Here is a 24,620-nt window from a genome sequence, read left to right on the forward strand (position 1 = left end):
CACCTGTCCAGGGTACGGCGCCGCACCACCGACGCCGTCCGGGAAGCCCTCAGCGGGGCGGCAGCGCGGGCCTCGCGCACATCAGCAGCGGGCCGCCCGGAGCCGTCGCGAACAGCACCCCGGCGTGGGCGGCGAGGGTGGTACGCGGATCGGCCGGCGGGCCCGGCGGGCCCGGCGGACCGGCGTCCGCGAAGGGGACCGGGCCGTCGGACGGGCCCGCCGGGAGCCGGGTGCGCAGGCGGCCGTCGGCGGTGATCGCCCAGAGGCGGCAGTTCATCGCGGCCAGGGCGATCGCACCGCCCGCGTCCCCCAGCACCCGCCACGGCCCGGCCGGGTCGAGCGCTGAGAGGTGGTGCAGGGTGTCGTCGTGCGGGGTGACGGCGAACAGCCCTGCGTCGCACAGGGCCAGCCCGGTCGTTCCCCGGGGGACCTGGCCCACCTCGGCCCACTCCTCCTCGCGGGGTCCGGCCTCCGGGGCGCGGCGCAGCAGCCGGCCGTCCTCGGTGGCCGCGTACAGCTCCAGCGGCAACCCGCCCGCCGCCTCGCGCCCGGCGGCCAGCGCCCGGACACGCGGCGCGGCCCCCACCGGGCGCCACGGCAGGTTCTGCCCGGACACCTCCCGGCAGAGCAGCCGGCCCCGGGTGTCCGCGCCGAACAGCACGGACTCGCAGACCGCGAGCGCCCGCACCTCGTCCGGCCCGCCCGCCGCGTCCCAGCCGTCGCCGGGGACCGCGCCGCTGAGCCGGTCCAGGACGTTGCGGGTGATGCGGTCGGTGACCGGGTCGTCCGCCAGGACGCTCCCCCAGTTGATCGTTCCGGCGTTGAACACCGTGCCCGCGCCGAGCCGGAAGACGCCCATCGTGGCCGCTCCTCCCTGCCCGTACTCCCGCCAGTGCCGCAGGTCGGCGGTGGCCAGCACGACGAAGGAGCCGGGGGTTCCGTCCACCCCCGTCGCCCTCGGCACCCCGCCGGTCCACTCCAGCGCGCAGGCGTCCGTCTCGTAGCCGAGGGCGCCGCGCGCGAAGGGTTCGCCGTCGGTGAGGCCGGTGCCCTCGAAGACCCAGTGGCCGGCGAACCGGGCCGTGTACGCCTCCTTCCCCATCACCGCCATGCCCTCGCCCCAGGCTCCCGCGCCCCGGCGGAAGCTGAGGCCGGTCATCGTGTTCTCCGGGCGGTCGACGGGGGCGCTGGACCACTCGACGGTGGTGCGGCGCGGGTCGACCGCCGTCATCGGGTCGGTGACCGCGTCCCGGTGGCAGACCATGGTGCGCCCGTCGTCCTCCAGCCGCATCTGCCACCAGGCGGTGTTGGCCGCGAAGAAGGCGACGCTGCCGCCGCGCCGGGCGAAGGCCTCGACGCTGTCGCGCATCTCCATCGTCCAGTACTCGTCATGCCCGTTCACCACCAACAGGCTGTAGTGGGAGAGGAGTTCGTCGCCGTTGTGCAGATCGAGGCCGGAGCAGAAGTCCACCTGGTAGCCGGCACCGGGGAGCCAGCGCAGCAGCCCCTCCTCCCAGCGCTCGGGGGGCGGCCCGCCGCCCGGCGAGGCGAAGGAGACCCGGGCCGCGCGGTAGGGCTGCTCCGCGTAGTACAGGCCCCGGTGCGGCTGACCGGCGTGGGTGTAGGCCCGCCAGGTGGCGAACGGGATCGGGACGAGGATCCGGGAGGCGGTGCCGGGGCGGGCGGCGCGCACGGCGAACCAGACCTCGTGCTCGGCCTCGCAGGTGGTGGGCCGGTTCTCCAGCGGTACGTCGAAGGTGGCGCGGTAGAGGGAGCTGGGCCACTCCTCGGGGACGGTCAGGGTCCAGTCGGGGGCGTGGACCGCGGCGGTGAGCCGGACCTGCTCGCCGACGGCCTCGGTGACCGTGACCCGTACGGCCGCCCCGGCGGCGCCCGTCAGGTGGAAGGCCAGGTCACCGCCCTGGACGCAGGAGGTCCGGTCGGCCCAGGCCCGGAGAGGTTCGCCGGTGGGCGGGTTCCCGTCCCCCGCCGTGCCCCGGTCCGGTACGCGCCGGCCAGCCGCCGAGCCAGCCGCCTCCGCCGTGCCCGCCAAGCCCGCCGCGCCGACCGCGCCCCGGTCCGGGGCATGCCCGTCGCCCGCCGCGCCCCGGCCCAGGGCGCGCCCTTCGCCCGGCGCCGTTCCCTCGGTGGTCATGTCCGCGCCTTCCCCGCCGTCTCCAGCAGCTCCCGCACCCCGGCCAGGAGCGGCGACCGCCCCGCCGCGGCGGTGACGACCAGCTCCTCGATCCCGTACAGGTGCGCCCGGATCGTCTCCGGCGGGAGGTACGCCGTGTCGGCGGTCAGCGACACCGCGAGCGCGTCGCCCTCCTCGGTGATGTGCAGGCAGTAGCGGCACGCCACCCGTTCCTGGGTGGCCGGGAAGCCGAAGACCGTCCGGCCGCCCAGCTCCGCCAGTTCGGCGGCGGTCGGTGCCGGGCCGGGCGGAGCCGGGCGCTCGACCAGCCGCATGTCGTTGAAGCAGCAGTACGGGTGGACCTCGGCCCCCCGTTCCGTACGCAGCCGCTCGCCCAGCGCGTCCCACTCCACCGGGTCGTACACGGCGGCCCGGTAGGAGCGCAGGGCCGACCGGTAGGCGGCGGGCAGCAGGTCGGTGAAGGACGGCTCCGGCGTACCGGCCGCCGCCAGGTCCAGGACGAAGAGGCCGTCCTGCGACAGCGTGGTGACCAGGTCCCGGTGACCGGCGGCCGTGCGGTTGCCGACGATCGGCATGACCGCCGCCGTACGGTGCCCCTGGCCGGCCGCCACCAGCACCGCCGCCGCCGTGAGCAGCACCGTGGAGCCGCTGACCCGGTGGGCGGTGGCGACCGCGGCGACCGCCCGCGCCAGGGCCGGCGAGACGATCCGGCCGGTCCAGAAGCGGGGGGTGCGGGGGGCCGCGACCGGCTCGGGGAACATCGTGGCGGGGGCGGCCCGGTAGCCCGCCTCCCAGTGCGCCAGGGCGGCGGCGCCCCGCCGCCTGCCCATCTCGCCGTGCTGTTCACGGGCCAGGTCCAGAGGGGTGGCGGCGGGCGGGCGACCGGCCGAGCCCCGGCGGACCAGGAGGCGCAGGTCCCGGACGAGGACCTCAGCACCGTGGCCGTCGGCCGCCAGGTGGCAGAGGACCAGGACGGCGTGGCTGACCCGGTCCCCGACCGCCACCAGGGCGACCCGTATGGGCCATTCGGAGGTATAGGCGAAGCGGGTGGCGGAGAGCCGGTCCAGGAGGGCGTGGGCCGCGCCTTCCGCGTCCGCCGGGTCCCGGGCGTGGGCGAGGGTGACCGGGAGCCGGCCGGTGGCGGCGAGCCGCTGGCCCGCGTCGGCGTCCTGGCCGTCCGCCGGGAGCTCCACCCTTGTCCGCAGGGCCTCGTGACGCTCCATCAGAACGCCCAGGGCCCGGATCGCATCCGCCACGGTCGCGGGGCGGCCTCGGTCGGCGAGCGGGGGGACCCGGCCGATGTTGAAGTAGTGGTCGTTGGGCGCGGTACGGCGGATGGCGTGCCAGATCGCCCGCTGCCCCCAGGTCAGCGGCGCCCGCCCGTCGCGGTCGCCGCCGAACGCGACGGTGACGGTCTCCTCGGTGACCGTGCGGGTCTCCGCGTGGCCGCCCGACCCTGCCCCGCCTCCGCCCTCCGCGGCCACCATCAGCGGCTCAGTCATCGCCCTCGCCGCCCCCGGTCAGTTCGGCGATGTGGTCGACCAGGCCGTCGAGGTCGTCCAGGAAGCGGAACGGGCCGTCCAGGTCGAGGATGATCCCGAACTCCTCCTCCACCGTGTCGATCAGCCGCAGGAAGGCCAGCGAGGTGACCCCCAGCGCGGTCAGCGAACCGCCGTCCGCGAGGATCTCGGTCTCGGTCACCTCACCGTCGGTCGCCCCGGAGACCAGCTCCGCGACCCGGCCGCGCAGCGCGGACCGGGCCTCCGTCCCGGCCGTCATCCGCCCACCGCCGGGGAGTCGGCGGGCGCGGCCGCCGGCTTCGTCCCGTCGGCCCGCTCCGCGAGTCGGCGGCGCAGCGAGAGCGGCCGGATGTCCGGCCACACCCGGTCGACATGCGCCGTGCACTCCTCCTCCGAGCCCCGGAACCCCTCCACCCGCCAGCCGGCCGGCGGCGCCGTCCGGGCGGGCCAGAGCGCGTGCTGCTCCTCGTCGTTGACGACCACCTGGTACATCGTCGTGTCACTCATCGCCGCTCTTCCTCACTGCTTCGCTGTCCGCCGCTGTCTGCTGGAGTTCGTCCACCGCGTCCGTGACGCCGGTGAGCGTGGGGGTGTCGAAGAAGACGTCGAGCGGGACCTCGACGCCGAGCCGTTTGCGGATACGGGCCGCGATGGCGGTGATCGTCAGCGAGTGGCCGCCGAGGTCGAAGAGGTCCTCGTCGGGGCCGATGTCGTCCAGCCGCAGCACCTCCTGCCAGATCTCCCGCACCACCGCGGCTGCGCTGCCCTCCGCCACGGTGGCCGCCGGAGCGGCCGGGGCCGGGGCAAACGGCCCGTCCGGCCGTACCCTCGGCGGCTCGGGCAGCCTCGCCCGGTCGACCTTGCCGTTGGGAGTCAGGGGCAGTTCGGGGAGCGGGACCACGACCGCGGGCACCATCGCAGCCGGCAGGCTGTGCGCCAGCAGCCGCCGCAGCTCCTCGGCGTCCGGAGCCTCCGGCGCCCCGACGACGTACGCGGCCGCCGGTTCCGTCGTCCCGACGACGTACGCCACCAGCCGGGCCTCCTCCTCGCCCGTGCCGCCGTCCAGGACCACGACCGCCTGGGACACCCGGGCGTCCCCGACGAGGCGGGCCTCGATCTCCCCCAGCTCGATCCGGTGGCCGCGCAGCTTCACCTGGCTGTCCAGGCGGCCCACGAACTCCAGCCGCCCGTCCGGGAGCCGACGGACCAGGTCGCCGGTGCGGTAGAGCCGCGAACCGGGCGGACCCCAGGGGTCCGGGACGAAGCACCGCGCGGTCAGGCCGGGGCGCCCCCGGTATCCGTGGGCCACGCCCTCCCCGCCGAGGTGGAGTTCGCCGGGGAGGTGGTCGGGTACGGGTTCCCCCCGCGCGTCGAGGACGTACGCCCGGGTCGCGGCCAGCGGGCGGCCGATCGTGACGGGGGCGCCGGTGGTGAGGTGGGCGAGGGTGGACCACACGGTGGTCTCGGTGGGGCCGTAGACGTTGACCAACCGGGGGCAGGCGCGGGCCAGTTCGTCCGCGAGCGGGCCCGGCAGCGCCTCACCGCCCGCGATCGCCACCAGGTCCGGGCGGTCCAGGCCGGCGGCCAGCATCAGCCGCCAGCTGCTCGGCGTGGCCTGGACATGGGTGACCGCGTGGGCGTCGATCAGCTTCACCAGGGCTCCCCCGTCGCGCTGTGCACCCTCCGGTACGAGGACGACGCGCGCCCCGGTCGTCAGGGGCAGCAACAGCTCCACGGTGGAGATGTCGAAGGAGAGCGAGGTGAGCCCGAGCCAGCGGTCCCGGGGGCCCGCTCCGATGTGATCCGCCATCGTCGCCAGCAGGTTGGCGAGCGCGGCGTGCGGGATCTCGACGCCCTTGGGCCGCCCCGTGGAGCCCGAGGTGTAGATGACGTACGCGGGGTCCCCGGCCGCCGGGGCGGTGGTGCGGGCGCCCGCGGGGACACGCAGGGGTTCCGGGCCCTCCGGCTCCCTGGGGAAGAAGACGGGCAGGCCGTCCGGCGCCGGGCCCTCGATGACGAGTGCGGCAAGACCGGCGTCGGCCCGGATGAACTCCAGCCGCTCGGCGGGGTATCCGGGGTCCAGGGGCACGTAGGCGGCCCCTGCCGTCAGCACCCCCAGCACGGCGATCAGTTCGTGCACGGACCGGGAGACCTCGACGCCCACCAGGTCCCCGGCACCGAGCCCGGCCTCGGCCAGCCGGTCCGCGAACACCGCGACGGCCGCGTGGAGTTCGCCGTACGACAGCTCCATGCCGTCCGCCGTCACCACCGCCACGGCGGCCGGGTCCCCGGCCACCCGGTCCGTGAACATCGACACCACGGTGGCATCGGCCGGACAGGCGGCGGGCCGTTCGTCACCCGGGCGCAGGGCCGCCGTCAGCTCCTCGCCCGCCAGCAGCGGCAGCCCGGAGAGCGGGGCCTCGGTGGCACCCGGCGCGGTGAGCGCGGCGTCGAGCAGCGTGAGGAAGTGGCCCACGATCCGGGCGGGCGCACCGGGAGCGAAGGCGTCGGTCCGGTACTGGAACGACCCTTCGAGCCCCTGCGGCCCGTCCACCAACTGGAGGTGGGCGAGGTTGCGTACGGCGTGGGTGAAGCCGATCCAGTCGATCTCCGAGCCCGGCGCCTCCTCCGCCTCCCAGCCCGTGCGGTGGCGGTAGCTGACCGAGAGCGGGGCGAGCGCGGTGCGCGGGGTGAGGCCGCTGACGGCCCGGCCGAGCGGGACCGGGCGGTGTCCGTAGACCGCCCGCAGCTCGGCCCGGACCTCCTGGGCGAAGTCGGCGAACGGCCGGTCGGGGTCCGGGTGGGTGAAGAGCGGCAACTCGTTGACGTACAGGCCGATGCGTTCGGGGCTGCCGGGAAGCCGGGTCGACAGTTCCAGGGCGGTGACGGGGGCCTGGTTGCCGTAGCGGAGGAGGAGGGTGTGCCAGAGGGTGAGGAGCAGCTCGAAGCGCGTGACACCGAGGGCTTCCGCGGTCCCGGTGAGACGGGCGTCGAGCGCGGGGCCGAGGGTGAAGCCGTGGGCGGCGCCCGGCGCGGGGGCGGTGGTGTCCCGCACGGAGGCGGCCAGCCCCGGGAGGACGGGCGGGGCCGGGTCGTGCCAGCGGTCCGCCCAGAACTCCCGGGCCAGGGAGGCCTGCTGATCGTCCGGCTCGGCGGCGCCGACCCGGACGTCCGGCGGCCCCGGCCAGGTTTCGGTGCCGAGGATCTCCGCGAGCAGCACGTCCTTCGACGTGCCGTCGAAGACCAGGTGGTGGACGACGACGTGCAGCACCGGGGGCCTGTCCCCCGCCGTCACCAGCGCGAACCGGACGAGCGGTCCGCCGGTCAGGTCGAACGGCCGGGTGCTCTCCTCCGCGAGGAGGGCGTCCAGCCCGCCGGGGGCGCAGCTCAGCCTCCGCAGTACGGGCGCGGGACCGGCCGCCGGGACGAGCGCGGGGCCGTCCGGGTCGACCCGCGAGCACAGCACCGGCTGCCGTTCCAGGAGGCGGGCGCAGCCGGCGGCCAGCACCTCGGGGTCGGGCGGGGCGGGGAAGCGGACGGTCAGCGCGAGGTGGTGGGCGGCACCGGGACCGAGCACCTGCTCGGTGACCCACATGCCGTGCTGGGCCGGGCTGAGCGGCTGGGAGGGGAGGGTTGTCGTCATCGCAGGGCCTCGTCGTCCAGGAGCAGGCGCAGCTCGCGCTTGAGGATCTTGCCGCCCTCGTTGCGCGGCAGGGAGGGGCGGAACAGCAGGCGGGCGGGGAGTTCGTGGGGGGCCAGCCGGTCGAGCAGGAAGGTCCGCAGCGCGGGCGCGGTCAGCTCGTCGCGGCCCACGACCACGGCGGCGACGACCGACCCGAGCACGGGGTGCGGGACACCGAACGCCGCCGCGTCCACGACCGCCGGATGGGCGTGGAGAGCGTCCTCCACCTGGATCGTGGAGACCTTGTACGCACCGGACTTGATCACGTCCCGTTCCCGGTCGAGCAGGTGCAGATACCCCTCCTCGTCCAGCATGCCGAGGTCCCCCATGCGTACCCACCGGCCCTGGAAGACCTCGGCGCCGGACCGTTCGGTGCTCCCGGCCGGTTCGAGGTAGGCGCGCGGTGCGGCCGGGGTACGCAGCCAGACCTCCCCCGGTTCGCCGGCCGGCAGCGGAGCACCGTCCGGGGTGGTGATCCGCAGACCGTGCGGCGAGGCGGGCCGGCCCGGGGAGTCGGGGCGTTCGGGGTCGAAGAGGAGGGTGAGCTGGGCGGGGGCGGCCTCGGTGGAGGTGTAGTAGTTCACGACCTGGGCGTTCGGGAAGGCGCGGGTCAGGCCGAGCGCGACCGGCTGCGGCAGGGCGGCGGCGGTCGATCCGACGAGCCGCACGCTGTCGGTGGCGTACCGGCGGGCGGAGTCGGAGCCGAGCAGTTCGATGGCCATGGACGGGACGAGGAAGACGCTGCCGGCCTCGTACTGCTCGATGAGCCGGGCGAACCGCCCCGGGGTGAACTGCGGTGCGGCCACGGCGGTGGCGGCCGAGTCGAGTGCGTTGACCAGCATGGTCTGCCCGGCGTTGGTGCCGACCGGGAAGGCGTGCAGGAAGTGACGGGAGTGGCGCAGCGGGCGGCGGCGTTCGTCGAAGGTGCAGCCGTGCGCCAGGTTGGCGTGGGCGGCGGTGACGCCCTTGGGGGTGCCGGTGGTGCCGGAGGTGTAGAGGATCTGGGCGAGGGAGGCGGGGTCGGGCGGGCGGAGCACCGCCGTACGGGCCGCGCCCTCCGCCTCGGTCTCCGCGTCCGGCGCCGCCCACACCCCCGTCGGCAGCACACCGGGCGGCAGGTGCGCGCCGGCCGGGTGGAGGAGCGCCGAGGCACCGCTGTCCACGAGGACGTGAGCGGCCACGGCGGGGGCCTGCCGGTCCGAGAGCGGTACGGCCACCAGGCCGGCGCGCAGGACACCGCAGAAGGCGACGGCGTACGCGGTCCAGTCGCCGCTGCCGTACCGGAGCACGACCCGGGCACCGGGCTCCAGGCCCCGGGACCGCAGCCCGGCCGCGAGGGCTTCGGCGCGCTCGTACCACTCGCCGAAGGTCAGCGTGCGCGGGCCGCAGATCAGCGCGGTGCGCTCCGGGTCGGTGCCCGCACGGTGGGCGAGCAGGGCGGAGAGGGTTGCGGGCGTGCCGGCCCGGGACGCCGGGACGGGGGCGGGGCGGGCGGTCATGGGGTGCCCCCCGTGCCCCCGACACCCGCCGCGGATGCCGGAACCGGCGGGTCCGCCGGGACTGCCGAGCCCTCCGGCGGGGCTGCCGGGCCCTCCGGCGGGGCGTCGCCCGGCGCGCTCGGGGTCCTCTTCGCGCGCTCCGCCACCCGGCGTTCGCGCTCCTGGATGCCCACCAGGTCGTCCGGCAGCGCGTCCGGCACGTCCAGGTCGAAGCGCGCCAGGACCGGCAGCCGCAGCCCGATCACGACCAGGCCCAGCATCGCCGCCCCGAACAGCAGGTACATGAAGCCGATACCGCGCCCCGGCCCCGTGCCGATGAGGGCCCCGGCCGTCGCGGCCAGCGAACCGCCGTCCTCGAACATCGGGCCGAAGAACGCCGAGCCGGCCGGGGCGATGATCCCGTGGCCGACCGGCAGGGTCGACCAGGCGACCAGGGTGTTCAGGGCGAACACCCGGCCGTGGAACCGCTGCGGCACCTTGATCTGGACGATGGTCGTGTAGACGCCGTTGACCATGGAGAGCGCGCAGGACATGCCGAACGCCCCGATGCCGATGATCCACAGGTCGGCCCGGACACCGACCATCGCACTGGCCAGTGCGAGGAGCCCGGCGAGAGTGAGCATGCCCCGCATCCGGTTCTGCTTCGGACCGCCCCAGAAGCCCATCGCGATCCCGCCGAGGATCGCGCCCGCGCCACCGGCCACGGCGACCCGTGCCACCGACTCCAGCGAGTCGAAGGAGAGCACCAGCGGCGTGACGAGCAGGAAGAGGGGCGAGAGGAAGATGTTGAGCGCGGCGAACCAGAGGAGCATCGCCCGGAAGCCCCGGTTCTTCCAGGAGTAGGCGAAGCCGTTCTTGATCTCGGCCACCAGCGACTCGTGCCGGGTCCAGGGCAGGGTCTTGGGGAACTTGACGAACATCAGCACGGTGATCGCGACGGCGTAGCCGGTCACGTCCAGGATGAGGATGCCCTTGAGCCCGATGCCCGCCATCAGGGCCACCGCCGCCAGCGGGACGATGAACTGGGCGAAACCGAAGGCCATTTGGGTGATGCCGTTGGCGTGACCGAGATACCGCTTGGGGACCAGCTGCGGTACGGAGGAGGCATAGGCGAGCCGTTGGAAGGTGAGGGCGACCGACAGCATGCCGAGGAGGACGTAGATGTGCCAGGAGTGCAGGTTCCCGCTGAGCAGCAGCGTGAGTAGCGCGCCCTGGGTGGTCCCGGCGACGGTACTGGCGGCGAGCATGACCCGGCGCCGGTCCAGCCGGTCGACGACGGCTCCGGCCAGCGGGCCGACGAGGATGCCGGGGAGCATCCCGATCACGGCGTAGAGGGCGTACTTGCCCATCGAGCCGGTCTCCATGTAGATCCACACGGGTAGCGCGAACTCGGTGAGCGCGGAACCGGTGATGGTGACCAACTGGCCGAGGGCGACGGCCAGGAACCGGCCCATGCCGGGGGCGGGACCGGACTCGGGCCCCGCGGCCGCGCCCGGCGAGCCTTCGCCGCCCACCGGTGCGGACCCCTCCGCCCGTACGTCGTCGGCGGAGGCCTCGGCCGGACCGTCCCCGCCGCTCACCCCGTGGAACCACCACGGCCCGTCCTCGGCCCGGCCCGGCAGTTCGCGGGTGGCCGTCCCTGCCAGGACCGCCCGGTGCGTGCTGGTGATGATCTCGACGAGCTCCCGGGCCCGGTACTTGAGGAAGAAGTGCCCGCCCTCGTCCAGGACGGCCAACGCCGACCGCTCGGCGAGCAGTTGCCACTCCCGGTACCGCTCCTGGTAGAAGTCGGTGGCCGGGTCCCGGTTGCCGATCACGCTGATGACCGGGGCGCGCAGCAGGTCCCCGCCCTCCTCCACCTCGGCCAGCACCTCGGTGAAGTACTCTTCCGCCGCCCGCGAGTCGGCCCGCATGTTGCCGATCATGAACTTCATCTGGGCCTCGTCGAGATCCCCGACCTCGGCGCCCATGGAGCGCAGCCAGGTGAAGTAGACGCGGTCGTTCAGCAGCGGATCCAGCGCCGAGACGCGGCTGAGCAGCCCGAGGACCCGGCCGCGCGGCCGGGCGAAGGGGAACTGCGCCCCGATGTAGAGGGCTTCCACCTCCCGGTCCGCCGCTTCGAGGAGGCGGCCGACGGCGACGGTCAGCGCGCTGCCGACCGCGCAGTGGCCGTACAGGGCGATGGGCCCCTCGACCCGTTCCCGGATCTCGGCCGCGATCTTCGCGGCCAGCTCGTCGAAGGGCAGGTGCTCCTCGGTGATGCCCATGTCGTGGCCCGGGATGGCGACGGACCACAGGTCGTGGCCGGGCGGCAGCTCGTCGGCGACCGGCTGGTAGACGACCGCGCTGCCGCCGCCGTACGGGATGCAGACGTAGGACAGCACCCGGGCATCGGCGGGAGCGGCGCGGGTCAGCCGGTGCAGCAGGTGGCGGGGGCCGCGCTCGGACTCGTCCAGGTCGGCCAGGGCAGCGAGTTCACGGACCGTACGGGAGGTGAACAGGTCCATCACGCTGACCGGGCGGGCTCCCACCTCGGGCAGCCGCTTACGGGCGCGGGCGATGACCTGGGTGGCCAGGAGCGAGTGGCCGCCGAGGTCGAAGAAGTCGTCGTCCACGCCGACTTCGGGCAGCGTCAGGATCTCCGCCCACACCTCGGCCAGCACCCGCTGGGTCTCCGTCTCCGGGGCGGCGAGCGCTCCCCCGGTCCGGCGGGCCTGCGGTGCGGGGAGCGCGCGCCGGTCGAGCTTGCCGTTCGGGGAGAGCGGCAGGGCCTCCAGCGCGACGAAGGCGGCGGGGACCATGTAGTCGGGCAGGGTGCGGCGGAGGGCGGTGCGCAGGGCGGCGGGGTCGGGCTCCCACGGCTCGGGCCCACCCGCGCCAGGCTCCCCGGTCACCGGGGCCTCACCGGCCCCAGTAGGTGCCGGGGGCTCCGCCGGCACCAGATAGGCCACCAGCCTCTTGTCGCCCGGACTGTCCTCCCGGACGATCACGGCGGCCGCGGCGACTTCGGGCTGGTCGAGCAGCGCGGCCTCGATCTCACCGGGCTCGATGCGCTGGCCCCGGATCTTGACCTGCTGGTCGATCCGGCCGAGGTGTTCCAGCTGCCCGTCCTCGCGCCAGCGCGCCAGGTCACCGGTGCGGTAGAGGCGGGAGCCGGGCGGGCCGAACGGGTCGGGGACGTAACGGGCGGCGGTCAGGCCCGGCCGGCGGTGGTAGCCGACGGAGACCTGGACCCCGCCGATGTGCAGCTCACCCGGGGTGCCCGGGGGCAGCGGCCGCAGCTCGGCGTCGAGGACGTACAGCCGGGTGTTGTCGACCGGAGCGCCGATGGGCACGGTCGCGAGCTCCCCCTCGCACTCCCAGCTCGTCACGTCGACGGCGGCCTCGGTCGGCCCGTACAGGTTGGCGAGCGCGCACGCGGGCAGCCGGGCGGTGAACGCGCGGGCGGTGTGCGGGGCCAGCTCCTCGCCGCTGCACACCACGCGCCGCAGGGAGACGCACCGCTCGATGTCCTCCTCCGCGAGGAACACATCCAGCATGGCGGGCACGAAGTGGGCGACGGTGACGCCGTACTGCGCGATGGTGTCGCGGAGGTGGGCGGCGTCCTTGTGGCCGCCGGGCTGCGCCACGACCAGCCGGGCGCCCGTGATCAGCGGCAGGAACAGCTCCCAGACGGAGACGTCGAAGCCGGTCGGGGTCTTCTGGAGCAGGGCGTCCCCGGGCCCGATCCCGTATCCGCGGGCCATCCAGCGCAGCCTGTTGACGATGGCACGGTGGGTGTTGGGCACCCCCTTGGGGCGGCCGGTGGAGCCCGAGGTGTAGATCGTGTACGCGATGTCGTCGGCGTCCGGCGCCGACAACTCACCTTCGTGCACCGGCTCTTCGGCCTCCTCCTCGTCGATCAGGAGAACCCGCGCCGCGCATCCCTCGGGCACCGGCAGCCCGGCTTGCGTGAGCAGGATGCCGGCACCGCTGTCGGCGAGCATGAAGGCGAGTCGCCCGGCCGGGTACTCCGGGTCCAGCGGGGTGTAGCCGGCCCCGGTCCGCAGGACGCCGAGGAGCCCGGCGACCAGGCCGAGCGAGCGCTCGGCGCTCACCGCCACCAGGCTCCCGGGCCCGGCGCCCGCTCCGGCCAGCCGCCGGGCGATCCGGTCGGCGGCCCGGTCCAGCTCCGCGTACGTCAGCGAGTCGCCGCCGAACTCGACGGCCACGGCGTCCGGCGTACGGGCGCACTGCGCGGCAACGAGGGCGGTCAGGGTCCCGGCCCCGGGGGCGTCGGAGGCCTCGAAGGCCGTGTCGTTCCATTCGGTGAGCATCCGGTGCCGCTCGGCGGGATCGAGCCCGTCATGGGCGGAGAGCGGTACGTCGGGGCTGTCGGCGACTCCACGCAGGAGCCGGCCCAGATGGGCGGCGATCCGGGCGACGGAGGACTCGTCGAAGAGGTCGGTGTTGTAGTTGAAGGCGCCACGCAGACCGCCCGGCCCCTCCATGAGGAAGAGCTCCAGGTCGAACCGGGTACCGGCGGCATGGAGTCCGAACGGCTCGACTCCCACAGGGAGTTCGGCGTCGCCCGTCGCTTCGGCGGCCGAGGCGTAGTTCTGGATCGCCAGGACAGCCTGGAAGACCGGGGAGCGCGAGACGTCCCGCTCGACGTTCAGCTCGGAGACCAACTGGGCGAAGGGCAGCTCCTGGTGGGCGTACGCCTCCAGGCAGGTCTCCCGGGTCCGCCCCAGCAGCTCGGCGAAGGAGGGGTCGCCGTCCAGCCGGGCGCGCAGCGCCAGGACGTTGACGAACATCCCTACCAGGCCTTCGAGTTCGGGCTCCGGCCGACCGGCCACAGGCGAGCCGACGGCGAAGTCGCGCTGCCCGGCGAACCGGGACAGCACCACCTGGAACGCGGCGAGCAGCACCATGTGCACGGTCGCCCCGTGCTCCTTGCCGAGCGCGGTGAGCCGCTCCAGCAGCTCCCGGTCGATATCGAAGCCGTAGCCCGCGCCTTCGAAGGTCTGCCGTTCGGGGCGGGGGCGGTCGGTGGGCAGCTCCAGGGGGCGCACACCGGCCAGTTCACGGGACCAGTACGCCACCTCCTGCTCCAGCCGGCCTCCGGTCAGCCGCTCGCGCTGCCAGAGCGCGAAGTCGCCGTACTGGACGGCGAGTTCGGGCAGCGGATCGCCGCCGCCGGTGGTGTACGCGGCGTAGCCGCGCAGCACCTCGGAGACCAGCACCTCACTGGACCAGCCGTCGCTGACGCTGTGGTGCACGACGAGGAGGAGGACATGGTCGTCGTCGGCGACGCGGACCAGCAAGCCGTGCATCAGGGGACCGGTGACCAGGTCGAAGGGGAGCGCGCCCAGCTCGTCCACCAGCCGGGCCGCGTGCTCCTCGTCGTCCGCGTCGGCGGTGCGCAGGCCGAAGGGGGCCGGGTCGGCGATCTCCAGGACCGGGCGGCCGTCGTCGGTGGCCGGGTAGCGGGTGCGCAGGGTCTCGTGGCGGGCGACGACGGCGTCCAGGGCCCGCTGGAGGGCCGGACGGTCCAGCGGGCCGCGCAGCCGGCGGGCCACGGGGATGTTGTACGCGGCGGTACCGGGCGCGAACTGCTCCATGAACCAGAGGCGTTCCTGCGCGAAGGAGAGCGGTGGCGCGGTGCCCTCGGGGCGCCTCGGGACCGCCTGCACGGCTCGTGCCCGGCCCCTCAGCCGCTGGGCGAGAAGGGCGCGCTTGGCCTCGGAGAGCGAGGTGCCGCCCGAGCGGCCCGGCGCGGGGGACGGTCCGGCGCCGGGGCCGTCGCCCGCCTCGGTGTCACCGGGGTACTGATCCGTACTGCTGCTGCTCATGCCGTCGTCGTTCCGTTTCTCCGTGATGCGGACTCGGCGGCGAGCAGGCGCCCGGCGTCCTCGTCGGTCAGGGCTTCGATCTCGGCCAGCAGCAGGTCCTCCACCGCGAGCGCGAACGCCTCGGCGGTGTGGTGGACGAACAGCGTGCGCAGGGGAACGGTCAGGTCGGTCGCCGCTCTGATCCGGGCGACGACACGGGTGGCGAGGAGCGAGTGGCCGCCGAGGTCGAAGAAGTCGTCGGCCGCGCCGACCCGGTCGAGCCCCAGCACTTCCGCCCATACCTCCGCCACCAGCTCCTCGGCGTCGGTGCGCGGAGCCACGTAGCCACCGCCCAGGTCGGGCCGCCGGTCGGGCGCGGGCAGGGCGCGGCGGTCGAGTTTGCCGTTCGGGGTCAGCGGCAGGGCGTCCAGGACCACCACGGAGTTGGGGACCAGATGAGCCGGGAGCCGCGCGGCGAGAGCCGCCCGCAGCCCGGCCGGCGACAGCTCACGCGCTGCGTCCGGCGCGGAGCTCGCGGCCGCCACCACGTACGCGACCAGCGCCTCGTCCCGCACGATCACCGCCGCACCGCCGACCTCCTCCAGGGCCAGCAGCGCCACCTCCACCTCGCCGGGCTCGACCCGGAAGCCGCGCACCTTCACCTGGTCGTCGATACGCCCGAGGAACTCCAGCTGCCCGTCCGGCCGCCAGCGCACCAGATCGCCGGTGCGGTAGCGGCGGGCGCCGGGCGGTCCGTACGGATCGGGCACGAAGGCCCGCGCGGTGGCGCCGGGCCGTCCCCCGTAGCCGAGGGTCACGCCCGCGCCGCCGACGAGGAGTTCACCGGCCGCTCCGTACGGCATCAGCCGCCCGGCCGCGTCGCACACGGTCAGCGTGGTGGAGCCGACCGGGCCGCCGATGGGCGGGCGGTGCACCGCGTCGGAGCGGCCCAGCTCGGCGGTGGTGGCGATGACGGTGGTCTCGGTGGGGCCGTAGGAGTTGACCAGCCGTACGGTGTCCCCGAAGCGGGCCCGCCAGGCGGCGACGGCGGCGGGCTGGACCTGGTCGGCACCGAGGATGAGCAGGCGCAGCCCGGAAGGCCAGTCGACGGCGTCGAGGTCGTCGGCCAGCTGGTGCCAGTACGGGGTGGGCAGGTCCAGGACGGTCAGCCCGTCCCCGGCACCGGCCGCGAGGTGGTCGGGCAGGGTCGCGCCGGGCCCGGCGACGGTGAGCGTGGCCCCGGCCGTGAGTGCGGGGAAGACCTCCTCGGCGTGGGTGTCGAAGCTCAGCGAGGCGAACTGGAGCACCTCGTCGGCCGCCGTGATCCCGTAGTCCGCGCGCATCCAGGCGATCCGGGCGGCGAGGGCCCGGTGCGGGACGACGACCCCCTTGGGCGTGCCGGTGGAGCCGGAGGTGTGGATGACGTACGCGGGGTCGCCGGGACCGGCCTGCCAGGCGGGGTCACAGGCGGCGGTCCCCGGACCGGCACCGTCCGGGGCCACCACCGCGACGCCCTCCGCGAGCCACTCGGCCCCCTCGGCCGCGGGGTCCGCGACCACCACGCGTACGCCGGTGTCGGCGATCATGAACTCCAGCCGCGGCCGCGGGTGGTCGGGGTCGAGCGGCAGATAGGCGGCCCCGGCCCGCCAGGTGGCCAGTAGGGCGGTGATCGCCGCCCTGCCGCGCGGCAGGCGGACGCCCACGGTGTCCCCGCCGCGTACCCCGGCGGCCCGCAGCCGCACGGCGAGCGCACCGGCCGCGTCCCACAGCTCCCGGTAGGTCAGCTCCCCCTCCGAGGCGCGCACCGCCGTCCGCCCGGCGTACCGCTCGGCCGCACGGGCCAGGGCGACCGGCAACGGTTCCTCGCCGCCCGGCGGTTCCGGGGCGCCGGTGCCGAGGGCCAGCAGTTCGTCGCGCTCGGGCCGCGTCAGCAGCTCCAGTTCGGAGACCGGGGTGTCCGGGGCGGCGAGCGCGCCGCGCAGGAGCGTCTCGAAGTGGCGGGCGAGGCGGGCGGCCCAGGGGGCGTCGAAGAGGTCGGTGCGGTAGCCGAAGACAGCGATCAGGTCATCGCCCTCGCGGCGCAGGTCGAGCATCAGCTCGACCTTGCTGGCCGCGTGGCCGCCGTCCTCGTCGGTGCACCGCAGATCCGCGAACCGCCCCTCCCCGCTTCCGGATCCGTCCTGGGTGTGCACGGTCAGCAGGGTCTGGAAGAGCGGACTCGATCCGAGTCTGCGCTCGATACCGAGGGCGTCGATGAGGCGCTCGAAGGGCACCCGGTCGTGGGCGAAGCCGGCCAGTGCGGAGCGGCGTACGCGGCGCAGGAGTTCGCCGAAGGCGGGGTCACCGGCCAGTTCGGCGCGGAGTACGAGCGTGGTGGAGAAGTAGCCGATCACCTCCTCCAGTTCGGGTTCGCCCCGGCCCGCCGCCGGCACGCCGACGCAGAAGTCGTCCTGGCGGGTCCAGCGGTGCAGCAGCACCTGGTAGGCGGCGAGCAGCACCATGAAGGGCGTGCACCGCTTCTCCCTGGCCAGCGCGTCGACGGCCGAACCGGCCCCGGTGATCCGCCGGGTGTGGAAGGCACCGCCGCCCGCACCGTCCGGCGTGCCCGTCACGGTGGGCCGCAGATCGAGCACGGGGGCGCCCGCGAGACGCTCCCGCCAGTGGGCGAGGGCCGCCTCGGCCTCCGGCCCCCGCGCGGCTGCCCGCTCCCGCCGCGCGTACTCCGTGTACGGCAGGACCTCTGGCAGGTCGACCGGCCGGCCGGCGAGGTGGGCGGCGTACCGGGTGGCGAGTTCGTCGCGGAGCAGGTTCAGCGACCAGCCGTCGGCGACGATGTGGTGGAGGACCAGGCAGAGCAGGTGCTCGTCGTCGTCCGTCCGCAGCAGGGTGATCCGCAGGAGCGGGCCTCGGCCCAGGTCGAAGGCGCCGTTCGTCCGCTCGGCCAGCAGCGGACCGGCGCTCCCGGGTCGGCCCCTGAGGTCGAGGCTCTCCACCACCACGGGAGCGGGCCGGTCCACGACGGCGACCGGCCGCCCGTCCACGTCCGGGAAGCGGGTGCGCAGGGCCTCGTGCCGGGCGACGGTCCCCTCGAACGCGGCGGCCAGGGCGGGTACGGAGAGGGCGCCGGTCAACCGGAGCACCAGCGGAATGTTGTACGAGGCGTCCTCGGGGTCCAGTTGGTGCAGGAACCAGAGCCGTTCCTGCCCATGCCCCGGCGTGAGGCCTCCGGTGGCCGTGGTACCGCCGACTGTGTCGATCACGCGCTGCGCCCCCTTGTCGCCAACGCCGGTGACGACACCGCTGAGGGCATCGGACAGCACCGGACGGAGTTGCCGAGAGACCGTCAGAAAGCACGTCAGGGGGCGGATCTGCACCGTTCCGGAATCCCCTGGAGGTGTCGGCCCCAGGCAAGCGACACGGTAGGAGGGGGAGCCCGATCGAGTCAATGGTCTGGACCATCACTCTCTGGCCTGTACCTGCGAGAAACCCGGGGACCAACAGCAGCGAAATCGACATTTCACCACCTCTCCTCTGCCCCCCCTGGCCGGAATCGCCCCCATCTCCTCCGGGGCCGCGGGACAGCGCGCCCGGAACACGAAAGCGCCCCCGGCCCACCTCAGGAGGTGGGCCGGGGGCGCTCGGGACGTACGGGCCGGGTTGCCGCTAGGCCGAGACCGGAACCGCGTCCTTCGGTTCCGACACGCGGTCACGGTCGCGATCGCGGTTCTCGTCCCAGCCGTCGTCGTCGGACGGGCCGAACGTGTCGATCGAGGAGGACGAGGCCGAGTTGTACTTGTCGTGGTCGAGGATCTTCTCGCGGGCCGCGACGATGACCGGGACCAGCGCCTGACCGGCCACGTTGGTGGCGGTGCGGATCATGTCCAGGATCGGGTCGATGGCCATCAGCAGGCCGACGCCCTCCAGCGGGAGGCCCAGCGTGGAGAGGGTCAGGGTCAGCATGACCGTCGCGCCGGTGAGGCCCGCGGTGGCCGCCGAGCCGATCACCGAGACGAAGGCGATGAGCACGTAGTCGCCGATGCCGAGCTGCACGTCGAAGATCTGCGCGATGAAGATCGCCGCCAGCGCCGGGTAGATCGCGGCGCAGCCGTCCATCTTCGTGGTCGCGCCGAACGGGACGGCGAAGGAGGTGTACTCCTTCGGTACGCCGAGGCGCTCGGTGACCCGCTGGGTGACCGGCATGGTGCCGACCGAGGAGCGGGAGACGAAGGCGAGCTGGATCGCGGGCCAGGCGCCCTTGAAGAACTGCAGCGGGCTGACCTTGGCGACGGTGGCCAGGAGCAGCGGGTAGACACCGAACATCGCCAGGAGGCAGCCGATGTAGATGTCGGCGGTGAACGTGGCGTACTTGCCGATCAGATCCCAGCCGTAGCCGGCGATGGCGTAGCCGATGAGGCCGATGGTGCCGATCGGGGCGAGGCGGATGACCCACCACAGAGCCTTCTGGAGGAGCTCCAGGATCGACTGGCTGAGCGTGAGGATCGGCTGGGCCTTCTCGCCGAGCTTGAGGGCCGCGATACCGGCGACGGCCGCCATGAAGACGATCTGGAGCACGTTCAGCTCGGTGAACGGCTCGATCACGTTGTTCGGGATGATGCCGGTGAGGAAGTCGATCCAGCTGCCGGTGCGCTTGGGCAGCTCGCCGTCCTTCGGCGTGAGGCCGGTGCCGGAGCCCGGGTTGGTGATCAGGCCGATCGTGAGGCCGATGGCGACCGCGATCAGCGACGTGATCATGAACCAGAGCAGCGTGCGGGTGGCCAGCCGGGCGGCGTTGTTGACCTTGCGCAGGTTGGTGATCGACACCAGGATCGCGAAGAAGACCAGCGGGGCGACGGCCAGCTTCAGCAGCTGGACGAAGATCGAGCCGATCTTGTCGAGCGTGGTGACGAGCCAGGACACGTCCTGGCTGCGGGCCAGCCAGCCGAGCAGGACACCGAGCACCAGACCGGCGACGATCTGGGCCCAGAACGGGAACCTGGGTATACGGGAAGCGGGGCCGGAGCCGGTGGACGGCTGCTCGGCCTCGGGGGCGGCGGACGCGGAATTCGCGGACACGGACACACTCCAGTGGGGACGCATCGGGACGTACGAGGACAGCCGTACGGTCGTGCGGTGGAACGGGGACGGGGTCGCGGCGCCCGCGTCAAGGGCGGCGCCGCTGCATGATGCCGTATCAGACGTTGCGGCAACAGACCGCGGACATACAGCGGCAGAGATCGACATGCAGGCGCGCCACGAGCGGAATGCTCGCGGCATGACGGAGGCGCACTGCTGTCTTCATGTCGAACACGTTAACACTTGAACTTTGAGAAGCTCAAAGCCTTTCTTTGACCATGGAACGGAACCCGACCCGCCACCGGCCCGCCCCTGACGCCCCCCGGCGCCCCCGAGAACGCCGAAGCCCCGGTACGGGAGCGGTGCGCTCCGGTCCGGGGCTTTCGGCGGGTGTGAGGAACCTTACTGAACGGCGTCCTCGCGGGTGCGGTTGGCGTCGAGGCGGGCCTTGGTCCGGTCGACCGTGGAGACGATCTGCTCGGACATCTCGTCGCGCTGCCTGCGCAGCAGTACGTAGCTGAGCGGCGCGGAGAGGACGAGGCCGAGCAGGATCACCCAGACCATGTTGGAGCCGCCGAGGCCGGAGGGCACCAGGCCGAAGTGGACGGCGACACCGGCGATGAAGAAGCAGCCTACGAAGATCAACAGGCGCAACGCCGTGTACCGGATCATCGCGCTCGGCTTGGCAGCGGACACGGCAGGCCCTCTCTCTTCCCGTGGACTTCTCGGTCTCTTCACACACTCCTGCCCGTCCAGTGAAGCATGGCCCGAATTCTCAGGGTTCAGGGGGTTCCCGGTCGTAACGGGCCGGGGCTCGCGGTCAGAGCGGGCCGGGGGTCGCGGTCAGAGCGGGCCGGGGGTCACAGCGGGAGCAGCATGACGATGTCGTCGCGGTAGTCGTCGGGCGCGACCCGGATGCCGCCCGGGACCCGGCCGACCTCCTTGTAGCCGCAGGCGGCGTAGAAGCGGTCGGCGCCGGTGCCGCCGCGGCAGGTGAGGCGGATCGCCTCGATGCCGTCGATGGAGCGGGCCGCGTCGGCGGTGGCGGCCATGAGGTCGCGACCGTACCCCTTGCCCTGGTGACGCGGGTGGAGCATCACGGTGTAGAGCCAGAGCCAGTGGCGCAGCAGCCGGTGGTCGTTGAGGGCGAGGAAGGCGGTGGCGGCGACCTCGCCGTCCTCGTCACGGCCGACGAGCAGCCGGGTGCGGCCCTGCTCCATGGCGACGAGGTGGCTGAGCAGGTCGGGCCGGACGTCCTCGGCCGTGACCGGCGGGACGAAGCCGACAGCGCCGCCGGCGTTGGTGACATCGGCCCACAGGGTGGTGATGCCGTCGCGCAGGGCCGGCGAGAACGAGGGATCCAGCTCGAAGGTAAGTGTCATAAAGGCACCCTAACCCTTACCTCCGCGCCGGATCCACTCCATCCGGAACATGAAGAAGCCCCGGCCGGGGACGGCGGCCGGGGCTTCTTCATGCGTACAGGGGCTCAGACCCGCATCGGCTGCGGCGACTCGCGCAGATCGGCGTCCGGGCCCGGGTACTCGCGCAGGATCTCGTACCGCGTGTTCCGCTCCACCGGCCGGAAACCGGCATCGCGGATCAGGTCCAGCAGGTCCTCGCGGCCGAGCTTGTTCGGCGTACCGAAGTCGTCGGCGTCATGCGTGATCTTGTACTCGACGACCGAGCCGTCCATGTCGTCCGCGCCGTGCTGGAGCGCGAGCTGGGCGGTCTGCACGCCGTGCATCACCCAGAACACCTTGACGTGCGGCACGTTGTCGAACAGCAGCCGCGAGACGGCGAAGGTCTTCAGCGCCTCGGCGCCGGTCGCCATCGTCGTACGCGCCTGGAGCTTGTTGCGGACCTTGCCGTCCTTCATGTCCACGAAGTCGTGCTGGTAGCGCAGCGGGATGAAGACCTGGAAACCGCCGGTCTCGTCCTGCATCTCGCGCAGCCGCAGCACGTGGTCGACACGGTGACGGGGCTCCTCGATGTGCCCGTACAGCATCGTCGCGGGGGTCTTGAGCCCCTTCTCGTGCGCGAGGCGGTGGATGCGCGACCAGTCCTCCCAGTGGGTGCGGTGGTCGACGATGTGCTGGCGGACCTCCCAGTCGAAGATCTCCGCGCCGCCGCCGGTCAGCGACTCCAGACCGGCCGCGATCAGCTCGTCGAGGATCTCGGAGGCGCTGAGGCCGGAGATCGTCTCGAAGTGGTGGATCTCCGTCGCCGTGAACGCCTTGAGCGCCACGTCCGGCAGGGCTTCCTTCAGCGCGCTGAGCGAGCGCGGGTAGTAGCGCCACGGGAGGTTGGGGTGGAGGCCGTTGACGATGTGCAGCTCGGTGAGGTTCTCACCCTCCATCGCCTTGGCGAGGCTGACGGCCTCCTCGATGCGCATCGTGTACGCGTCCTTCTCGCCCGGCTTGCGCTGGAACGAGCAGTACGCGCACGAGGCGGTGCACACGTTGGTCATGTTGAGGTGGCGGTTGACGTTGAAGTGCACCACGTCACCGTTCTTACGGGTGCGCACCTCGTGCGCCAGCCCGCCGAGCCAGGCCAGGTCGTCGGACGCGTAGAGCGCGATCCCGTCCTCGCGGGTCAGCCGCTCGCCGGCCCGGACCTTCTGCTCCAGCTCGCGCTTGAGTCCCGCGTCCACCTGGCCGCCTCCCATTCCTCCGTACAACAGACCGCACCAACCGTACGCCTACGACTCCTCCGGAAGTTCCCCGACCCGGTTCTCCCACTTGGTGGAGAGCACGATGGTGGTACGGGTCCGGGAGACGCCCTTCGTACCGCTCAGGCGCCGGATCGTCTTCTCCAGGCCGTCCACGTCACCGACCCGGACCTTGAGCATGTACGAGTCGTCGCCCGCGATGAACCAGCAGTCCTCGATCTCCGCGAGGTCCTTCAGCCGGCGCGCCACGTCCTCGTGGTCGGCGGCGTCCGAGAGCGAGATGCCGATCAGCGCGGTGACGCCGAGGCCGAGCGAGGCCGAGTCGACGGTGGCGCGGTAGCCGGTGATGACACCGGCGGTTTCCAGCCGGTTGATGCGGTCGGTGACGCTGGGCCCGGAGAGCCCCACGAGCCGTCCCAGCTCGGCGTACGAGGCCCTGCCGTTCTCTCTGAGGGCCTGGATGAGCTGCCTGTCCACCGCGTCCATATGACTGAAACCTTCCATTGTTCAGCAGTACCGCGAGTCTACGTGTAGAATCTAAGGCATGCAGGGCCCACACCCTGCAAATCTTCTAGAACATCCAAGAAACGCTTTCGAATCTTCAGGAGTGAACTTCACCGTGTACACGATCGAGATGGCCTACGCCCGGATGCGCGAGCTGCAGGACCTGGCCAACCGCTCGCGTGCCCACCAGCCCGCCGCCGCGCACCGCGTGGACAAGACCCGCGCCCCGCGCACCACCAAGAAGCGCTGACCCGCGCCCCTCACTCAGCCGGGCTGCGGGAGCCGCCACCGAGCTCTCCCTCCCAGCGGCGGTACAGCCGGTGTTCCACCCCGGCCGCGTCCAGCACCCGCCCCGCGACGAAGTCCACCAGGTCCTGGATGTGCGTCGCGCCCGCGTAGAACGCCGGAGAGGCGGGCAGCACGACCGCGCCCGCCTCGTCCAGGGCCACCATCTGCTTCAGCGTCTGGCCGCTCAGCGGGGTCTCGCGCACCGCGACGACGAGCGGCCGGCGCTCCTTGAGCGTCACGCTCGCGGCCCGCTGGAGCAGATCCTTCGACAGGCCGAGCGCCACTCCGGCCACGCAGGCCGTCGAGGCCGGCACGATGAGCATCCCCTTGGCCGGGTACGACCCGGAGGACGGCCCGGCGGCCAGATCACCGGCCGGCCAGTGGCGTACGCGCTCCAGATCCGCATCGCTCACCGTGAAGGCGTCCGGCTTCCCGTCGGCGCCGCGCTCCAGCCAACAGCGCAGGTCATCGCGCCAGTGCCCGTCCCGGAACGCGATGCCGGTCTCGTCCAGCAGGGTGAGCCGCGAGGCCCGGCTCACCACCAGGTCCACGCTCTCGCCGCCCGCCAGCAGGCCGCGCAGGACGGCGGCCGCGAACGGGGTCCCCGAAGCACCGGACACCCCGACAATCCAAGGCCGCCGCTGCTGATGAGTCACTGAAGTCCCGGATTCCACATCTGCGAGCCTATCCGGCACGCCCCGGCACCCCGCACCCGGAACCGGGCGGCGGCCCCGGACGTTCAACGGATGACGGGCAACCCGGGGGCAGGGGCAGACCATGGGCGATTACTGGAGCACCGACCGCACCACCGGATCCACCACGACCGGCAGCGCACGAGCGCTCACGGCCGGCATCCTGATGGTGGGCTGGGTCGCGCTGCTGTGGATCCTCGAAGGGATCGACGTGGCGACCGGCCACGCACTCGACACCTACGGCATCAGCCCGCGCGAGATGGCCGAGCTTCGTGACGTCGTACCCGCCGCGTTCCTGCACAGCGGCTGGGAGCACGTCGCCTCCAACAGCGTTCCGCTGCTGGTCCTCGGCTTCATCGCCGCGCTCGGCGGGCTGCGCAGATTCGCCGCCGTCGTCGTGACGATCATCCTGGCCAGCGGCATAGGCGTCTGGCTGACCGCTCCCGCCTTCACCGTGACGCTCGGCGCCTCCGGTGTGGTCTTCGGGCTGCTCGGCTATCTGCTGGTCCGCGGCTTCGTGGACCGGCGGCCCTGGGACGTGCTGATAGGCATCGGCGTCGCCGTGGTCTACGGCTCGCTGCTCTGGGGCGTGCTGCCGACCGAGTCGGGCGTCAGCTGGCAGGGCCACCTCTTCGGGCTCATAGGCGGCGTGGCGGCGGCCTTCCTCTTCCGCCGTCCGCCCGCGCGCCGTGGCCCGGACAACCTGGTCACGGTCTGAGCCGCGGG

The 24,620-nt window shown here is 73.4% G+C and carries 16 protein-coding genes; 2 read left to right on the forward strand and 14 right to left on the reverse strand.

The features are described from left to right. Positions 1 to 49: 49 nt before the first annotated feature. The 13 genes from ACQP09_RS13935 to ACQP09_RS13995 all read right to left on the reverse strand — a co-directional run bounded on the left by ACQP09_RS13935 (position 50) and on the right by ACQP09_RS13995 (position 22,896). Positions 50 to 2,155, reverse strand: a complete 2,106-nt coding sequence (locus tag ACQP09_RS13935) for a N,N-dimethylformamidase beta subunit family domain-containing protein (protein WP_433399072.1) — start codon at positions 2,153 to 2,155, stop codon at positions 50 to 52. Further along, positions 2,152 to 3,657, reverse strand: coding sequence for a condensation domain-containing protein (locus ACQP09_RS13940; protein ID WP_433399075.1), 1,506 nt, complete (start codon positions 3,655 to 3,657; stop codon positions 2,152 to 2,154). The genes ACQP09_RS13935 and ACQP09_RS13940 overlap by 4 nt, the downstream gene beginning before the upstream one ends. After that, positions 3,650 to 3,934 (reverse strand): phosphopantetheine-binding protein, encoded by a 285-nt coding sequence (locus ACQP09_RS13945; protein ID WP_433399078.1) that lies wholly within the window; start codon positions 3,932 to 3,934, stop codon positions 3,650 to 3,652. Before ACQP09_RS13945 ends, ACQP09_RS13940 begins: the two co-directional genes overlap by 8 nt. Continuing rightward, positions 3,931 to 4,182 carry an MbtH family protein gene (locus tag ACQP09_RS13950; RefSeq protein WP_433399081.1) on the reverse strand — a complete coding sequence of 84 codons (252 nt, stop codon included), beginning with the start codon at positions 4,180 to 4,182 and terminating at the stop codon, positions 3,931 to 3,933. The genes ACQP09_RS13945 and ACQP09_RS13950 overlap by 4 nt, the downstream gene beginning before the upstream one ends. Continuing rightward, positions 4,175 to 7,318, reverse strand: coding sequence for a non-ribosomal peptide synthetase (locus tag ACQP09_RS13955; protein WP_433399084.1), 3,144 nt, complete (start codon positions 7,316 to 7,318; stop codon positions 4,175 to 4,177). Before ACQP09_RS13955 ends, ACQP09_RS13950 begins: the two co-directional genes overlap by 8 nt. After that, a complete protein-coding gene (locus ACQP09_RS13960) occupies positions 7,315 to 8,856 on the reverse strand; it encodes a class I adenylate-forming enzyme family protein (protein WP_433399087.1) in 1,542 nt (513 codons plus the stop codon). The genes ACQP09_RS13955 and ACQP09_RS13960 overlap by 4 nt, the downstream gene beginning before the upstream one ends. Next, positions 8,853 to 14,690 (reverse strand): amino acid adenylation domain-containing protein, encoded by a 5,838-nt coding sequence (locus ACQP09_RS13965; protein ID WP_433399090.1) that lies wholly within the window; start codon positions 14,688 to 14,690, stop codon positions 8,853 to 8,855. The genes ACQP09_RS13960 and ACQP09_RS13965 overlap by 4 nt, the downstream gene beginning before the upstream one ends. After that, positions 14,687 to 17,929, reverse strand: a complete 3,243-nt coding sequence (locus ACQP09_RS13970; protein WP_433399092.1) for an amino acid adenylation domain-containing protein — start codon at positions 17,927 to 17,929, stop codon at positions 14,687 to 14,689. Before ACQP09_RS13970 ends, ACQP09_RS13965 begins: the two co-directional genes overlap by 4 nt. A gap of 403 nt (positions 17,930 to 18,332) precedes the next feature. After that, the gene (locus tag ACQP09_RS13975; RefSeq protein ID WP_433399095.1) at positions 18,333 to 19,742 is read right to left on the reverse strand and encodes a dicarboxylate/amino acid:cation symporter; all 1,410 of its coding nucleotides are present in this window, start codon (positions 19,740 to 19,742) and stop codon (positions 18,333 to 18,335) included. 402 nt (positions 19,743 to 20,144) lie between these two features. Continuing rightward, positions 20,145 to 20,438: a DUF4229 domain-containing protein gene (locus tag ACQP09_RS13980; protein WP_433399098.1), complete on the reverse strand. Its 294-nt coding sequence runs from the start codon at positions 20,436 to 20,438 to the stop codon at positions 20,145 to 20,147. Between the two features lie 164 nt (positions 20,439 to 20,602). Continuing rightward, on the reverse strand, positions 20,603 to 21,124 hold the full coding sequence (locus tag ACQP09_RS13985; protein ID WP_433399101.1) for an N-acetyltransferase family protein: 522 nt from the start codon (positions 21,122 to 21,124) through the stop codon (positions 20,603 to 20,605). A 104-nt stretch (positions 21,125 to 21,228) separates the two neighbouring features. Beyond that, positions 21,229 to 22,392 (reverse strand): aminofutalosine synthase MqnE, encoded by a 1,164-nt coding sequence (gene mqnE / locus ACQP09_RS13990; protein WP_404069302.1) that lies wholly within the window; start codon positions 22,390 to 22,392, stop codon positions 21,229 to 21,231. 48 nt (positions 22,393 to 22,440) lie between these two features. Then, complete coding sequence (locus ACQP09_RS13995; protein ID WP_010063935.1) at positions 22,441 to 22,896, reverse strand: Lrp/AsnC family transcriptional regulator; 456 nt, start codon at positions 22,894 to 22,896, stop codon at positions 22,441 to 22,443. 121 nt (positions 22,897 to 23,017) lie between these two features. On the opposite strand from ACQP09_RS13995, the gene ACQP09_RS14000 reads away from it, so the two are divergent. Continuing rightward, positions 23,018 to 23,164: a hypothetical protein gene (locus ACQP09_RS14000; protein WP_018512700.1), complete on the forward strand. Its 147-nt coding sequence runs from the start codon at positions 23,018 to 23,020 to the stop codon at positions 23,162 to 23,164. Positions 23,165 to 23,174: 10 nt separating this feature from the next. Here ACQP09_RS14000 and ACQP09_RS14005 read toward each other — a convergent pair whose 3' ends face one another. Then, positions 23,175 to 23,858 (reverse strand): UbiX family flavin prenyltransferase, encoded by a 684-nt coding sequence (locus ACQP09_RS14005; protein WP_433399106.1) that lies wholly within the window; start codon positions 23,856 to 23,858, stop codon positions 23,175 to 23,177. 121 nt (positions 23,859 to 23,979) lie between these two features. On the opposite strand from ACQP09_RS14005, the gene ACQP09_RS14010 reads away from it, so the two are divergent. Further along, positions 23,980 to 24,612 (forward strand): rhomboid family intramembrane serine protease, encoded by a 633-nt coding sequence (locus ACQP09_RS14010; RefSeq protein ID WP_433399109.1) that lies wholly within the window; start codon positions 23,980 to 23,982, stop codon positions 24,610 to 24,612. Positions 24,613 to 24,620 lie beyond the last annotated feature (8 nt).

This window comes from Streptomyces sp. CA-146814 (genome assembly GCF_050942385.1).
Classification (GTDB): domain Bacteria; phylum Actinomycetota; class Actinomycetes; order Streptomycetales; family Streptomycetaceae; genus Streptomyces.

Bases quoted from the DNA above. Each gene is read 5' to 3' on its own strand.
- ACQP09_RS14010 (WP_433399109.1), top strand. From the start codon at position 23,980: ATGGGCGATTACTGGAGCACCGACCGCACCACCGGATCCACCACGACC.
- ACQP09_RS13945 (WP_433399078.1), bottom strand. From the start codon at position 3,934: ATGACGGCCGGGACGGAGGCCCGGTCCGCGCTGCGCGGCCGGGTCGCG.
- ACQP09_RS13935 (WP_433399072.1), bottom strand. From the start codon at position 2,155: ATGACCACCGAGGGAACGGCGCCGGGCGAAGGGCGCGCCCTGGGCCGG.
- ACQP09_RS13955 (WP_433399084.1), bottom strand. From the start codon at position 7,318: ATGACGACAACCCTCCCCTCCCAGCCGCTCAGCCCGGCCCAGCACGGC.
- ACQP09_RS13995 (WP_010063935.1), bottom strand. From the start codon at position 22,896: ATGGACGCGGTGGACAGGCAGCTCATCCAGGCCCTCAGAGAGAACGGC.
- ACQP09_RS13940 (WP_433399075.1), bottom strand. From the start codon at position 3,657: ATGACTGAGCCGCTGATGGTGGCCGCGGAGGGCGGAGGCGGGGCAGGG.
- ACQP09_RS13960 (WP_433399087.1), bottom strand. From the start codon at position 8,856: ATGACCGCCCGCCCCGCCCCCGTCCCGGCGTCCCGGGCCGGCACGCCC.
- ACQP09_RS13950 (WP_433399081.1), bottom strand. From the start codon at position 4,182: ATGAGTGACACGACGATGTACCAGGTGGTCGTCAACGACGAGGAGCAG.
- ACQP09_RS13965 (WP_433399090.1), bottom strand. From the start codon at position 14,690: ATGAGCAGCAGCAGTACGGATCAGTACCCCGGTGACACCGAGGCGGGC.
- ACQP09_RS13985 (WP_433399101.1), bottom strand. From the start codon at position 21,124: ATGACACTTACCTTCGAGCTGGATCCCTCGTTCTCGCCGGCCCTGCGC.